Source organism: Montanilutibacter psychrotolerans, from assembly GCF_003719825.1.
Taxonomy (GTDB): Bacteria; Pseudomonadota; Gammaproteobacteria; order Xanthomonadales; family Xanthomonadaceae; genus Montanilutibacter; species Montanilutibacter psychrotolerans.
In genome coordinates this window covers 330,404-344,309 of record NZ_RIBS01000002.1, presented here as the reverse complement: position 1 = coordinate 344,309, position 13,906 = coordinate 330,404, and the positions used below count along the sequence as shown (strand labels likewise).

General features: G+C 66.1%; 11 protein-coding genes. 6 read left to right on the top strand and 5 right to left on the bottom strand.

The window, feature by feature from the left end; translation table 11 throughout:
- Positions 1–19: 19 nt before the first annotated feature.
- The gene (gene rimO / locus EER27_RS05150; protein ID WP_123086950.1) at positions 20–1,351 is read right to left on the bottom strand and encodes a 30S ribosomal protein S12 methylthiotransferase RimO; all 1,332 of its coding nucleotides are present in this window, start codon (positions 1,349–1,351) and stop codon (positions 20–22) included.
- Positions 1,352–1,492: 141 nt separating this feature from the next.
- Between rimO and EER27_RS05145 the strand changes: the two genes are divergently transcribed.
- From EER27_RS05145 to EER27_RS05130, 4 genes are all read left to right on the top strand, one after another.
- Positions 1,493–2,170 (top strand): dienelactone hydrolase family protein, encoded by a 678-nt coding sequence (locus EER27_RS05145; RefSeq protein ID WP_123086949.1) that lies wholly within the window; start codon positions 1,493–1,495, stop codon positions 2,168–2,170.
- Entirely contained in the window at positions 2,167–2,592 is a 426-nt protein-coding gene (locus tag EER27_RS05140) for an HIT domain-containing protein (RefSeq protein ID WP_123086948.1), read from the top strand. The genes EER27_RS05145 and EER27_RS05140 overlap by 4 nt, the downstream gene beginning before the upstream one ends.
- A 34-nt stretch (positions 2,593–2,626) precedes the next feature.
- Positions 2,627–3,043, top strand: coding sequence for a TfoX/Sxy family protein (locus tag EER27_RS05135; protein ID WP_190285654.1), 417 nt, complete (start codon positions 2,627–2,629; stop codon positions 3,041–3,043).
- A 381-nt stretch (positions 3,044–3,424) separates the two neighbouring features.
- On the top strand, positions 3,425–3,727 hold the full coding sequence (locus tag EER27_RS05130; RefSeq protein ID WP_123086946.1) for a hypothetical protein: 303 nt from the start codon (positions 3,425–3,427) through the stop codon (positions 3,725–3,727).
- 32 nt (positions 3,728–3,759) lie between these two features.
- Here EER27_RS05130 and EER27_RS05125 read toward each other — a convergent pair whose 3' ends face one another.
- The 4 genes from EER27_RS05125 to apbC all read right to left on the bottom strand — a co-directional run bounded on the left by EER27_RS05125 (position 3,760) and on the right by apbC (position 7,647).
- Complete coding sequence (locus tag EER27_RS05125; protein ID WP_123086945.1) at positions 3,760–4,281, bottom strand: RDD family protein; 522 nt, start codon at positions 4,279–4,281, stop codon at positions 3,760–3,762.
- A 40-nt stretch (positions 4,282–4,321) separates the two neighbouring features.
- Positions 4,322–4,891, bottom strand: a complete 570-nt coding sequence (gene dcd, locus EER27_RS05120; RefSeq protein ID WP_123086944.1) for a dCTP deaminase — start codon at positions 4,889–4,891, stop codon at positions 4,322–4,324.
- A 200-nt stretch (positions 4,892–5,091) separates the two neighbouring features.
- The gene (locus EER27_RS05115; protein WP_123086943.1) at positions 5,092–6,465 is read right to left on the bottom strand and encodes a S8 family peptidase; all 1,374 of its coding nucleotides are present in this window, start codon (positions 6,463–6,465) and stop codon (positions 5,092–5,094) included.
- Positions 6,466–6,576: 111 nt separating this feature from the next.
- The gene (gene apbC, locus EER27_RS05110) at positions 6,577–7,647 is read right to left on the bottom strand and encodes an iron-sulfur cluster carrier protein ApbC (protein WP_123086942.1); all 1,071 of its coding nucleotides are present in this window, start codon (positions 7,645–7,647) and stop codon (positions 6,577–6,579) included.
- 203 nt (positions 7,648–7,850) lie between these two features.
- Here apbC and EER27_RS05105 point away from each other — a divergent pair, with 203 nt between their 5' ends.
- Together EER27_RS05105 and EER27_RS17435 are read left to right on the top strand one after the other, a co-directional pair.
- Complete coding sequence (locus tag EER27_RS05105; RefSeq protein ID WP_190285653.1) at positions 7,851–10,577, top strand: TonB-dependent receptor plug domain-containing protein; 2,727 nt, start codon at positions 7,851–7,853, stop codon at positions 10,575–10,577.
- A 418-nt stretch (positions 10,578–10,995) separates the two neighbouring features.
- Entirely contained in the window at positions 10,996–13,755 is a 2,760-nt protein-coding gene (locus EER27_RS17435; protein ID WP_317843120.1) for a TonB-dependent receptor plug domain-containing protein, read from the top strand.
- Positions 13,756–13,906 lie beyond the last annotated feature (151 nt).

The following is a 13,906-nucleotide window of genomic DNA, read 5'->3' as shown; positions in this document are numbered from 1 at the left end:
CCCGCACGACGCAATCAACTCAGTCCTCGAACGCGACCTCGCCGTACAGATCGTGCTCGTCGCTGCCCATGATCTCGACATCGACGAATTCGCCCGGCTTGAGGCCGGCCTCGAAGCCGTTCTGGATCTGCACCACGCCGTCGATCTCCGGCGCGTCGGCCATCGAGCGCGCGATCGCCAGTTCCCCGTCAAGCACGTCGACCAGGCAGCGCTGCACCGTGCCGACCTTGGCCTCCAGGCGTGCGGTCGAAATCTCGGCCTGGCGCTCCATGAAGCGGGCGAGGCGCTCCTGCTTCACGTCCTCGGGCACCGGATCGGGCAGCGCGTTGGCGGTGGCGCCATCGACCGGCGAGTACGCGAACGCACCGACGCGGTCGAGCTGGGCTTCGTCGAGGAAGTCCAGCAGCTCCTCGAACTCGGCCTCGGTCTCGCCGGGGAAACCCACGATGAAGGTCGAGCGGATCGTCAGCTCCGGACAAGTCGCGCGCCAGCGCTGGATGCGCTCGAGGGTCTTGTCGACCGCGCCCGGGCGCTTCATCAGCTTGAGCACGCGCGGACTGGCGTGCTGGAACGGAATATCGAGGTAGGGAAGGATCTTGCCGTCGGCCATCAACGGAATGATCTCGTCGACGTGCGGGTACGGGTAGACGTAATGCAGGCGCGTCCACAGGCCCAGCTCCGACAGGCCTTCGCACAGCGCCTTCATGCGCGTCTGGTACGACTTGCCGCGCCACTCGTGCTCGGCATAGCGCACGTCGACGCCGTACGCCGAGGTGTCCTGGGAGATCACCAGCAGTTCCTTGACGCCGCCCATGGCCAGTTTTTCGGCCTCGCGCAGCACCTGGTCGACCGGACGCGACACCAGGTCGCCACGCATCGACGGGATGATGCAGAAGCTGCAACGGTGGTTGCACCCTTCGGAAATCTTCAGGTAGGCGTAGTGCTTCGGGGTCAGCTTGAGGCCGTAGTCCGGCAGCAGGTCCAGGAACGGGTCGTGGCGCGGCGGGATGGCCGCATGCACGGCGCTCATCACGCTGCCGTAGTCCTGCGGCCCGCTGATCGACAGCACGCCCGGGTGCGCCTGGCGGATCTGCTCGGGCATCTTGCCCAGGCAGCCGGTAACGATCACCTTGCCGTTCTCGGACATCGCCTCGCCAATCGCGTCCAGCGACTCGGTCACCGCCGATTCGATGAAGCCGCAGGTGTTGACCACCACCACGTCGGCATCGTCGTAAGTGGGTACGAGTTCGTAACCCTCCACGCGCAGCTGGGTGAGGATGCGTTCGGAGTCGACGAGGGCCTTGGGGCAACCGAGGCTGACGAATCCGACTTTGGGGTTTTGCAGGGACATGGCTGGCGATCGCTGGCGGAGAGGCCCGCCCGTCTCGACCGCGCCGTGTCGGGCACGCGGGAACGGACTGGGGCGCGGATTATAGCCTCGGGTCTAGAATCAACCCGAGCCTTCGCCCCCGGCAGCTGAACGGAGACCGCAATGGGCCACTGGATCGACCTCGACACCGAACACGGACGCATCGCGGGCTGGTACGCCGCGCCCGTCGGGCTTTCGCGCGGCGGGGTCGTGGTGGTCCAGGAGATCTTCGGCCTGAACGGGCACATCCGCAGCGTCGTCGATCGCGTGGCCGCGGCCGGCTTCACGGCGCTCGCCCCGGCGCTGTTCGATCCGGTCGAACGTGGCGTCGAGCTGGCGTACGACGACGCCGGCGTCGCGCGGGGCAGGCAGCTCACCGCCGCGCTGGGCTTCGACCGCGCACTGGAGCTGGTGTCGGCCAGCGCCGAACACCTGCAGCTCGAAGGCCTGCGTACCGGCGTCGTCGGCTTCTGCTGGGGCGGCACGCTGTCCTATCTATCTGCCGCCCGGCTGGGCCTGCCGGCGGTGGACTACTACGGCGCACGCAGCGTCGACTTCCTCGATCAGCGCAACGACGGTGAGCCGCTGCTGGCGCCACTGCTGTGCCACTTCGGCGAACACGATGCGAGCATCCCCCCCGAGGCGATCGCCTTGCACCGCCGGAAGCTGCCCGGCGCGATCATCCACCTCTACCCGGCTGGCCACGGCTTCAACTGCGATCCGCGCCGTGACTACCACCAGGCCAGCGCCGAACTGGCCTGGCAACGCAGCATCGATTTTCTCGCGGAGAACCTGCGATGAACCGCAACCCGCCACCCGGCTGGCACCTGCACCCGCAGCTGGCCGATGACACCCATCCGGTGGCCCACCTCGGGCTCAGCGACCTGGTGCTCATGGACGATGCCAACCACCCCTGGCTGATCCTGGTGCCGCGGGTGGCCGAGGCGACCGAACTGGTCGACCTGGACGCGGTGCAGCAGGCCGAACTGATGCGCGAGATTGCCGTGACCAGCCGCGCGCTGCAGGCGGTGTTCAAGCCCTTCAAGCTCAATGTCGCCGCACTTGGCAACCTGGTACCGCAGTTGCACGTGCACGTGATCGCGCGCTTCCAGGACGACATCGCCTGGCCACGACCGGTGTGGGGCAATGCCGCCGCCAGCGCGTACCTGCCCGAAGAGCTGGTGCGTCGCGTGCGCCTGTTGCAGGCTGAGCTGGGCGCCTGACCCGGCACCAACGCCGGACCCGGCAGGACCGCGCATGCTGACGGCAAGCAGCCCGGACTTTCTCGCCTACGTGCTGGACCAACTGGGCCCCATCGCCGGTATCCGCAGTGGGCGATTCTTCGGCGGCACCGCGCTGTGGTGCAACGACGTGCAGTTCGCGATGCTGATGGGCAACACCTTGTACTTCGCAGTCGACGACAGCACGCGGCCGCGGTATGTCGCGATGGGCGGCAGCTGCTTCCGCTATGCCACCCGCAAGGGCATCGTCGACGTCCACCGCTACCACGTAGTGCCTGCCGACCTGCTCGAGGACGCCGACGCACTGCAGGCGCTCGCGCGCGAATCGCTGCAGGTAGCGAGGGTGGCGAAACGCGCAGACATTCCGGCGAAAAAGCCAGCGCCGCCGAAACGCCCCACAGGCAAGCCGGGCGCCGCAGACAAGTCTCCTTAATCGGGCACGCTCGCCACACGCCTGCGTTAGGCAACGATCGACCAACCGGCGGATCGCCGACGTGAGTTGGCCACGGGCGGCGGCTATCTCCCGGGCAATCACGTTGACCGTCCGTATTGGCGATCCACGCCGACAAGCCACACCGACAAGGCACTTTGAACAGCGACACTGGCTGACCCGCGTTGGCTGACCCGCGCCCGACTGACCCGTCGGCGAGGGCATCGCATCGGTACCCCTGCCGCGACGCAGCCGCTACGATCCCGCCGGGCCGCATCGCCCAGGACGCCCGCCAGCCCCAACGGTTCGGCGCCAGGTCCACCAGTGCGATGCCGGCCGTGCCACACGCCCACGCTCCCGACGCCCCCGACACGAGGACACCCCATGCGCCACCTTCTGCTCGCCGCCCTGCTCGCCAGCACCGCGTTCGCCGCCACCCTGCCCGCTCACGCCGGCCTGTTCGACAAGCCGGTGGAGCAATCGGCGCAGGAGGCCGCTGCCGCCAACATGAGCGCGGTGACGGTCTGGGTCGATTCCAGCTGGGGCTTTCGTAACCAGGGCTCGGCCAATTCGCTGAGCAAGGCCCACCAGGTGTTCGCGGGCCACGGCTACAAGGTGGTCAGCGTCGAGCCCTACATCGAGAACGGCGACCTGCAGGGCTTCTTCGTCACGTACCAGAAGCCCTGATGGCACGCGGCGGCGGCCCGCGGGTTGCCCGCTCAGCGGGCCTTGACCACGCGCGTGCCAGCGACCAGGTCGTGCAGGCAGCGCTTGTCGTCACGGAAGATCATCAGGCAATCCACCAGTACCAGGAGGCTGCCCAGGCACGGCACGTTGGCCAGCGCGTGCAGCGGCAGGTAGCGCTTGCCAATCAGGGTCGCCAGGCTGGGCTTTGTGCCTGCCAGGTCGACGATCTTGATACGCAGCAGACGCTTGCCCCACGTCTGGCCCGTCGCCTGCAGCGGGATGCCCTGGATCAGCACGAACCCCAGGAAACCGATCGCCGCCCACAGCAGGATCTGCCCCAGGGGCAGGAGTATCCGCCCAGCGTCGGCGTTGGCGCGGACCATGTCGAAGTAGCCGGCCAGAAACATCACCGGCAGCATCACAACGATCGAGATCACGGCATCGATCAGCACTGCGGCGAGCCGTTCGCCACGATCGGCCAGCGCGTGCACCGATTCGCCATCGACTGCAGAAACCGGCGCGGCCGGAGCCTGGTAGGGATTGAGTTCGTCCATGGTCAATTTGTCCGGTCGATGTGGGTGCGCAAGGGCCCGCTCAGGTACGCGGCAGCGTCACGCCCGTCTGGCCCTGGTACTTGCCGCCACGGTCCTTGTACGAGGTCTCGCAGACTTCGTCGGACTGGAAGAACAGCATCTGCGCCACGCCTTCGTTGGCGTAGATACGCGCGGGCAGTGGCGTGGTGTTGCTGAACTCCAGCGTCACGTGGCCTTCCCACTCGGGTTCCAGCGGCGTCACGTTGACGATGATCCCGCAGCGCGCGTAGGTGCTCTTGCCGAGGCAGACCACCAGCGTGTCGCGCGGAATGCGGAAGTACTCGACCGTGCGCGCCAGCGCGAACGAGTTCGGCGGGATGATGCAGACGTCGCTCTCGATGTCGACGAAGCTGCCCGGATCGAAATGCTTCGGATCGACAATCGTCGAGTTGATGTTGGTGAACACCTTGAACTCGCGCGAGCAGCGCACGTCGTAGCCATAGCTGGACGTACCGAAGCTGACGATGCGTTCGCCGGCGGCGTCCTGCTTCACCTGGCCGGGTTCGAACGGCTCGATCATGCCGTGCTGTTCGGACATGCGGCGGATCCAGCGGTCTGACTTGATGCTCATACGGTGCGGCTGTCCAGCGGGCAAGAAGGCGCGATTCTAGCCGCTGGACCGGCGCCGGTGGACGCGGGGCGACGAACGCCGCGCGGCGCCCAGGCCGCCCATGGGCCACGAAAAAGGCCCGGCGGTGGCCGGGCCTCGAAAGTGCGGCTGGCACGGGCAGACGCGGGACCGGACCGGATCGGCCCAGTCCCGCGCGATGCTCAGAACCCGCTGGCGTTGAGGCGCCCGCCGGTCAGTACCTTGCCGCTGAGCGACGGCGTGGGCACTGCCGTGCCGAGGATCGCCGCCTTGATGTCGGCCGCACTCGCCCCCGGATGCGAGGACTTGTACAGGGCCGCCGCGCCGGTCACGTGCGGGGTCGCCATCGACGTGCCGTTGTAGCTGGCATAGCTCGAGATCAGGTTGCCCTTGGAGCTCTTGGGCACCGTCGACCAGATCGCCGAACCCGGCGCGCCGATGTCGACGGTGGTCGGGCCCCACTGCGAGAAGCTCGACAGTCCGCCGGTGCTGGTGGTCGAAGCCACCGCGATGACATTGGCCTGCGGGTAGTTCGAAGGATAGCTGGCGGTGGTGTCGTTGTTGTAGGCGTCGTTGCCGGCGGCGGCGATGAACAGGATGCCGGCGTTGTTGGCACGCGTGATCGCATCCGACAGGCCTTGCGAGAAACCGCCACCGCCCCACGAATTGTTGGTGGCGACGATGTTGAGGCCGTGCCGGGTCTTGAGGTCGGTGAAGTAGTCGACCGCCTTGATCGCGTTGGCGGTGGTGCCGCCACGACGACCGAGGAACTTGCCGCTGATCAGCTTGACGCCGCTCCAGCACACGCCCGCCACGCCCTTGCCGTTGCCACCAACGCCGGCGATGGTGCCCGAGACGTGGGTGCCGTGGTCGTCGTTGGCGCCGCCGGAATTGATGTTGTTGCTGCCGCCGTCGAAATCCCAGCCGCGAACGTCGTCGACGTAGCCGTTGCCGTCGTTGTCGATGCCGTCGGCCGCGTCGTAGGGGTTGCTCCAGATGTTGGCCGCAAGGTCTTCGTGGGCGTAGTAGATGCCCTCGTCGATCACGCCCACCAGCACGCCGCTGCAATCGGTGTGCCCGCCAGCCCAGGCCTCGGCGGCCTGCGAGCCGTACTGGTTCGCCGGGCTGCTGGCGTCGCCGTACATGCCCCAGAGCGATCCATTGGTGTAGTAGGTGTCGTTCGAGCTGGCGCTGTGGGTGTAGGTCCAGTTCGGCTCGACGTACTCGACGTTGGGATTGCCGTTCAGGCCACGCAACGTGGCCGCCAGGTCGCGACCCGTCGGCAGGCGCAGCAGCGCCAGTTCACCGCGCCCGCCGTTGCCGCCGCGGACCGTGTCGACCTTCAGTGCGCCCAGCCCCTGACGGACCGACGACTGCTGGGCGGCGGTGGAACCGTCGCGGTACTTGACCAGGAGTTCATTGGGTTGGTGCGCGCGGCCGGCCTTGAGTGCGGCCAGCACCAGGTCGGCGCGACCGCCGGCCATTGCAGTGGAGGAAAGGCCCAGCGTGGTGAGCACGGCGCCGGCCAGCATTGCGAATCGAAACGGCTGCTTCATTCGGAACGACCCTCGACGGTTGGTTATGGCTCTCCCAACGGAAAGCGCCGCCGAATGTGACCGACTTGCCTAGCTGGCACATGTTGCAGAGCAGCACTGCTGCTTCCCGATTCAGGTGCCCAGAAGCGATACGGATAAGGGCCGCGGCGTATGGGGACGCTGCGCAAGCGCTGCCGCGAGCCGACGAGCGGTCGCCTGGTAGCTACGAGCGGCAGTTGACTGCGGGTCGGCCACCACCACCGGCCGGCCGGCATCGCCCTGTTCCCGGATCGCCAGCTCCAGCGGCAGGCTGCCCAGCAACGGCACGCCGTACTGCTGTGCCATGCGCGCGCCACCGCCCTCGCCGAAAACGTGCTCGGCATGTCCGCAATTGCTGCAGACATGCACCGCCATGTTCTCCACCAGTCCCAGCACGGGCACCTCGACCTTCTCGAACATCTTCAAGGCCTTGCGTGCGTCCAGCGTGGCCACGTCCTGCGGCGTGGTGACGATCACCGCCCCGGCCACCGGGATCTTCTGGGCCAGCGTCAGCTGGATGTCGCCGGTACCCGGCGGCAGGTCGACCACCAGGTAGTCCAGCTCGCCCCAGCGGGTGTCGTTGAGCAGTTGCGTCAGTGCCGAGGTCGCCATCGGTCCGCGCCAGATCATTGGCGTGTCCTGCTCGACCAACAGGCCGATCGACATCGCCTCGATGCCGTAGGCACGCATCGGCTCGATGCTCTTGCCGTCCGGACTGTCCGGGCGGCCGTGCAGGCCCAGCATCATCGGCACGCTCGGCCCGTAGATGTCGGCATCGAGCACGCCCACGCGCGCGCCGTCGGCGGCCAGCGCCAGGGCGAGGTTGACCGCGGTGGTCGACTTTCCGACGCCACCCTTGCCCGACGCGATCGCGATCAGGTTGCGCACGTTCGGCCGCACTTCGACGTTGGGCTGCACCGCATGGCTGGCAATGCGCTGTTCGAACTCCAAACGCGCCAGCGTCCAACCGCATGCCTGCGCGAGCTCTTGCACCTGGCCCTGCAAGGCATCGCGCAGCGCTGCCGCGGGAACGCCAACACGCACCGACACGGCCACCGACGAGCCATCGACGGCCGCGGTGACACGCGCGCCGATCTCGGCCAGCGTGGTGTCGGTGGACGGAAGGCGCAGCTGCGCCACCTGGGTCTCGAACGCAAGTGTCATGTCGGGGGTCGTGGCGGTTTTGGGATGACGGCAATGTCGGCTGTGACCGTAGCCTCAGCCGAAATAGAAGAAATTCGTTAAACTTCCGGGGCTTTGCGTATCGAGTTGTAACACCGCACCGCAATTGGCGGCGTGGTGTCTTCCCGGCTGTCCCCACACTTTAAGTAGATCCAGAGGATGTAATGGCAGTTTTTGAAGTAAGCATGGAACGCAGTCGCCTGAGTTCCGCCCTCATCGCCATCCTGATGCTGCCCGCCGCTGGCGCGGCGTTCGCACAGGACAGTAACACCGAAGCCGCACCGCAATCCAGCCAGGAAACGGTCGACGTCGCGGACAGCACCGACCATTTCGACACCGTCATCGTGACCGGTTCGCGCATCAAGCGCGCCGAGATCGAAGGCCCTGCGCCGATCACCATCATCAGCGCGGCCGACATCGAAAAGCAGGGTTACAGCAACGTCTACGACGCCCTCGGAAGCCTGACCCAGTTCACCGGCTCGGTGCAGAACGAGTTCGACCAGACCGGCTTCACCCCCAACGCCAGTTTCCTCAACCTGCGCGGCCTCGGCCCGGGTTACCAGCTGGTGCTGATCAACGGCCGCCGCACGGCCGACTATCCGCTGCCCTACAACAGCAGCTCCAACGCGGTGAACCTGGCCAACATCCCGACGGCCGCGGTCGAACGCATCGAGATCCTCTCCGGCGGCGCCTCGGCGATCTACGGTTCGGACGCGATCACCGGCGTGGTCAACATCATCCTCAAGAACAACTACGAGGGCGACCAGTTCTCCCTGCGCGCTGGCACCACCTCGCGCGGCGGCGGCGACAGCGGCCGTCTGCAGTGGTTCGGCGGCAAGGGCGGCGACGCGTTCAACGTCACCTACGCCCTGGAAGTCAGCGCCCGTGAGGAGATCCTCGGCTCGCAGCGTGGCTTCATGGATTCCGCGCTCGACGGTCCGGCCAACGGGCCGCGCACGACTGGCGTCGGATTGTTCAGCGGCGCCACGGGGCAGAACCTGTGGCCCGCCGGACTCGAAACCACCTGCGCGCGCTTCGAGGAATTCGAAGTGGCCGGCAACTCGTGCCTGTACAACGGCCACGCCGCCACCCAGAGCGTGCGCAACTCCGACCGCAACCTGGCCGGTTACGTGGCGGGCACCTGGTACCTGGACGACAACACCCAGGCCTACGGCCAGATCAACGTCAGCGATTCGCGCGCCACGCTGGTTCCGCGCATGGAGCAGTGGACGAAGGTGTTCGGCGACCTCTCGCTCAACGCCTATGCATTTGCGGTGCGCTCGTTCGCGCCGTCGGAGATCGGCGGTGTCGACGCCTACGCGCAGCACTACGACGAAACCACCTTCGATGCGACCGCAGGCCTGCGCGGCTCGATGCTCGATGGTCGTTTCAGCTGGGATGCGACGCTGTCGCACTCGCGCTACGAGTTGGACATCAATCGCCGGATGTTCCTGACCCAGGCCCTGGACGAGTACTTCCTCGGCCAGGAACTCGGCCGCGACGCCCAGGGCCGGCCCATCTACGCGGGCATCAACACCGACCGCCTGTTCAACCCGCTCGACGCCGATACGTACCGGTCGCTGAGCACGGCCGTGCATTCGGAAGCCGAATCGAGCGTCACCCAGGGCACGCTGGTGGTCAGCGGCGACCTGTTCGAACTGCCCGCCGGCGCGGTGGGCATGGCGGCGTTGCTGGAAGGTGCACGCCAGTCGTACGAGCTGACTCCCGACAGCCGCACCCTGCCCGGCAATCCGGGCAGCGGCAGCTTCAACCTGGTCAGCACGGGCGGTGAAGGCAAGCGCAACCGCTACGCATTCGGCCTGGAGTTCAGCGTCCCGCTGACCAGCCAGCTGAAGGCCAGCCTCGCCGGCCGCTACGACAAGTACGACGATGCCACGGCCGTCGACGACGCGTTCACCTGGAGCACGGGCCTGGAATGGCGTCCGTTCGACAGCCTGCTGGTGCGCGGCAGCTACGCGACCAGCTTCCGCGCGCCGGACATGCACTACATGTATGCCAGCAGCTCGGCGTTCTACATCGACATCGTCGACGAGTTCCGTTGCCGTGCCAACGGCGTCGATCCGACCTCGACGACCTGCAACACGCTGGGCGTGCAGCCTTCGGTGGCGGGCTTCCGCAACGGCAGCACCGCGCTCGAAGAAGAGAAGGGAACCTCGACGACCCTGGGCATGGTGTGGGACATCATCGACGACCTCTCGGTCAGCCTCGACTGGTACAACATCAAGCTCGAAGGTGGCGTCAGCGACATCTCGGTCCGCACGCTGATGCGCGAGGAAGCCGCGTGCCGGTTGGGCACCGACCGGGCCGGCAATGCCGTGGCCACCGACAGCCCGTACTGCGTGTCGGTGATGTCGTTGGTCCGCCGCAATGGCGACGGTTCGATCGCGAACTACTCCTCGTTCCCGATCAACCAGGCGATGCAGGAAACCTCCGGCGTCGACGTCAACTGGCGCTACAAGTTCGAGACCGCGCGACTGGGCGACTTCAACCTCGGCCTGGGTTGGAGCCACGTGCTCGACTTCGAACGGCAGGAGTTCGCCGACAGCGCCATCGAGGACACCCGTGACGACCGCGGCTTCTTCAACTTCCGCAGCCGCATGAACTGGAGCGCGGCGTGGTCGCGTGGCGACTGGAACGCCAACGTGCACGGCTATCGCTGGGGCTCGCTGCCCAAGGCCGACGGTAGCGATCGGACCGCGCCGTACCTGGTCTGGAACGCCGGCATCGGCAAGAAGATCAACGAGCGCGCCAGCCTGGGCCTGCAGGTCAACAACCTGTTCGACAAGCTCGCCCCGCGCGATGACAGCTACACCCAGTACCCGTACTTCAACCCGACCTACAGCCCGGTCGGTCGCGAGGTATTCGTGAAGTTCGACTACAAGTTCAACTGAGTCCAACGCACGTACGGCGCGGGCCCGTCCCGCACCTTCAGGAAGCCCGGCGAAAGCCGGGCTTCTTCGTTTTCGCAGGCGTGAATTCCAACCGCCAGCCACCTTGCCGATGTTGCCGGCTCGTCTTCACGGGGGTCCCCCGCTGCACGCCGAGGTAGGGGGGATTGCACCGGCATGCGTCTTGAAAGCGAGACGGCTAGGGCCTTCCCGCGAATTCGTGGGCGGTCCTGCGTCGTGCTGCGCGGTCAAACGCTGCTGCAGTCTGGGTTCATAAAAGCCCTTGCTTTTTTTGTGATGCGCGTGTGACAGAAGCGTTAAACGCATGTTAAGGTCGAGCAGTCAGTGGCTGACACCTACAGCGTTTTCCACCGGATGTGGCCTGTAGACGATCGAGTAAATTCACTAGGGGATTTCACGAATGGCAGTTGAAAGCACAGGGCTGCGCCGCAGCCGTTTGAGCGCAGCGTTGCTTGCCGCTCTGGTCATGCCGGTCGCCGGCGTTGCGTTTGCACAGGACGCTCCCCAAAGCGCTCCCGCGGACGCGTCGGCCCAGCAGGATCTCGACACGGTCGTCGTGACCGGTTCGCGCATCAAGAGGGTCGACATCGAAGGCCCGTCACCGGTCACCGTGATCACCGCCGACCAGATCGAAAAGCAGGGCTTCAGCACCGTCTATGACGCGCTCAATACCCTGAGCCAGTTCACCGGCTCGGTGCAGAACGAACTGACCCAGAGCGGCTTCACCCCGAACGCCAGCTTCCTCAACCTGCGCGGCCTCGGCCCGGGTTACCAGCTGGTGCTGATCAACGGCCGCCGTGCTGCCGACTATCCGCTGCCCTACAACGGCCAGTCGAACGCGGTCAACCTGGCCAACATCCCGGCCGCAGCGATCGAGCGCATCGAAGTGCTGTCGGGCGGCGCCTCGGCGATCTACGGCTCCGACGCCGTCGCCGGCGTGGTCAACATCATCATGAAGACCAACTACGACGGCAACCTGCTGACCGTCCGTGGTGGCACCAGCTCCCGCGGTGGCGGCGACACGGGCCGCGTCCAGTGGGTTGGCGGCACCGGTGGCGACAACTGGAACCTGACCTACGCGTTCGAGTACCTCGCCCGCGAAGCGATCTTCGCCTCGCAGCGTGAGTTCATGGACTCCTACCGCGACGATCCGCTGCAGGGTCCGCCGGTGGAAGGCATCCGCGTCCGCGATCGCCTGCAGCCGCCTCGTACGCCGAACCGGATCTGGCCGGTGGATGCGGCCGAAACCTGCAGCAAGTTCGCCGATTTCGAAACGTTCACCCTCCCGAACAACCTGGGTACCGGTTGCGGCTACTACGGTTTCCCGGCAACCCAGCAGATCCGCAATTCCGACGACACCATCAGCGGCTACCTGTACGGCACGCTGGACTTCACCGACAACCTGCAGGGTATGGCCCAGCTGAGCTTCTCGGATTCGAAGGCCAAGATCGCGAGCTCGACCCAGTTCTGGCAGAGCCCACTGTACGTCGATCAGCAATACGGCACGATCGTCGACGCGCAGCGCATCTTCACCCCGAGCGAAGTCGGCGGCCTGGGTGCCCAGCAGACCCGCGTCAACGAGAAGGCGTTCGACCTCGCGTTCGGCCTGCGCGGTACGGTGTTCAACGGTCGCTTCGACTGGGATGCCACCGTTTCGCATGCCGAGTACCGTGTCGACTCGAAGCAGCCGCGCTTCCTGGCCAGCGCCATCAACGACTACTTCCTGGGTGAGCAGTTGGGTGTGGTTTCGGGACGCCCCGTTTACGACCTCAACGAAGAGCGCTACTTCAGCCCGCTGTCTCCCGACGTCTTCCAGTCGCTGATCACCACGGTCAATACCGAGGCCGAATCGAAGGTCGACCAGGCCTCGTTCGTGTTCAGCGGTGACCTGTTCGAACTGCCGGCCGGTCCGCTTGGCATGGCGGCTACGGTTGAAGCCGCACGCCAGCAGTACGATCTCGTGCCGGATCCGCGCATCCACCCGGATGTCGCCGAGATCTACAACCTCACTGGCACCGGCGGTGGCGGCGAGCGCAACCGCTATGCGGCAGGCGTCGAATTCAGCATTCCGGTCTTCAGCACCTTGAAGGCCAACCTTGCCGGTCGTTACGACAAGTACGACGACGCCACCGACGTGGACGATGCCGTCACCATGTCGGCCGGCCTGGAATGGCGCCCGATCGACAGCCTGCTGTTCCGCGGCAACTACGCCACCAGCTTCCGCGCCCCGGACATGCACTACGTGTTCGCTGACGAGTCGGGCTTCTTCCAGACGGTCACCGACGAATACGGTTGCCGTCAGGCCGGCATCGACCCGACGGACACCGCCTGCACGGGCAGCTCGACCTATACCTACTCCGTGTTCGGCACCCGCTCTGGCAACCCGGACCTGGAAGAGGAAGAAGGCAAGTCCTGGTCGGCCGGCGTGGTGTGGGACGCCACCGACAGCCTCAGCATGAGCGTCGACTGGTACAAGATCCGTCTCGAGAAGCAGGTCTCCGACATCAGCAGCAGCTATCTGTTGCGCAATGAAGCGGACTGCCGCCTGGGCCGCGAGCGCGACGGCACGCCGGTCGATTCGAGCTCGGCTGCTTGCCAGAAGTGGCTCAGCATGGTCGATCGCGTCCCGAGCGGTCCGGACCAGGGCGACATCGATGCGATCCGCCGCAATCCGATCAACCAGTCCTCGATCGAGACGTCGGGCATCGACGCCAAGGTGGCGTACGAACTCGACACCGACCGCCACGGCAACTTCCGCGCCACGCTGGCCTGGACGCACGTGCTGAAGCTGGAAGAGCAGGAGTTCGAAGGCGAGCCGATCGTCAACACCCGTGACCATCTCAGCTACTTCAACTTCCGCAGCCGCGTGAACTGGCAGCTGGACTGGGAGCGTGACGACTGGGCGGTCTCGCTGTACGGCTACCGTTGGGGCTCGCTGCCGAACTGGGAAGAGACCGGTCGCATCGGCTCGTACGTGATCTGGAACGCCGGTGTCCGCAAGGAGATCACCGACAAGGCTTCGATCAGCGTCGCGGTGAACAACGTGTTCGACAAGCTGCACCCGGAAGACAACTCGTTCAACACGTACCCGTACTTCTGGCGTGCTTACAGCCCGATCGGGCGCGAGATCTTCGTGCAGCTCGACTACAAGTTCAACTGATCCCGGTTGAATGGATTTGACGAAGCCCGGCGCATGCCGGGCTTCGTTTTTCTGGGCCCTGAAGACCGCGACCGTCACGCTTCCGTACCTCGGCGGATGCGGGGTATAAAGACCGAAGCCGCGCAGCCATGCACTCGCCACGGCCGCGGTC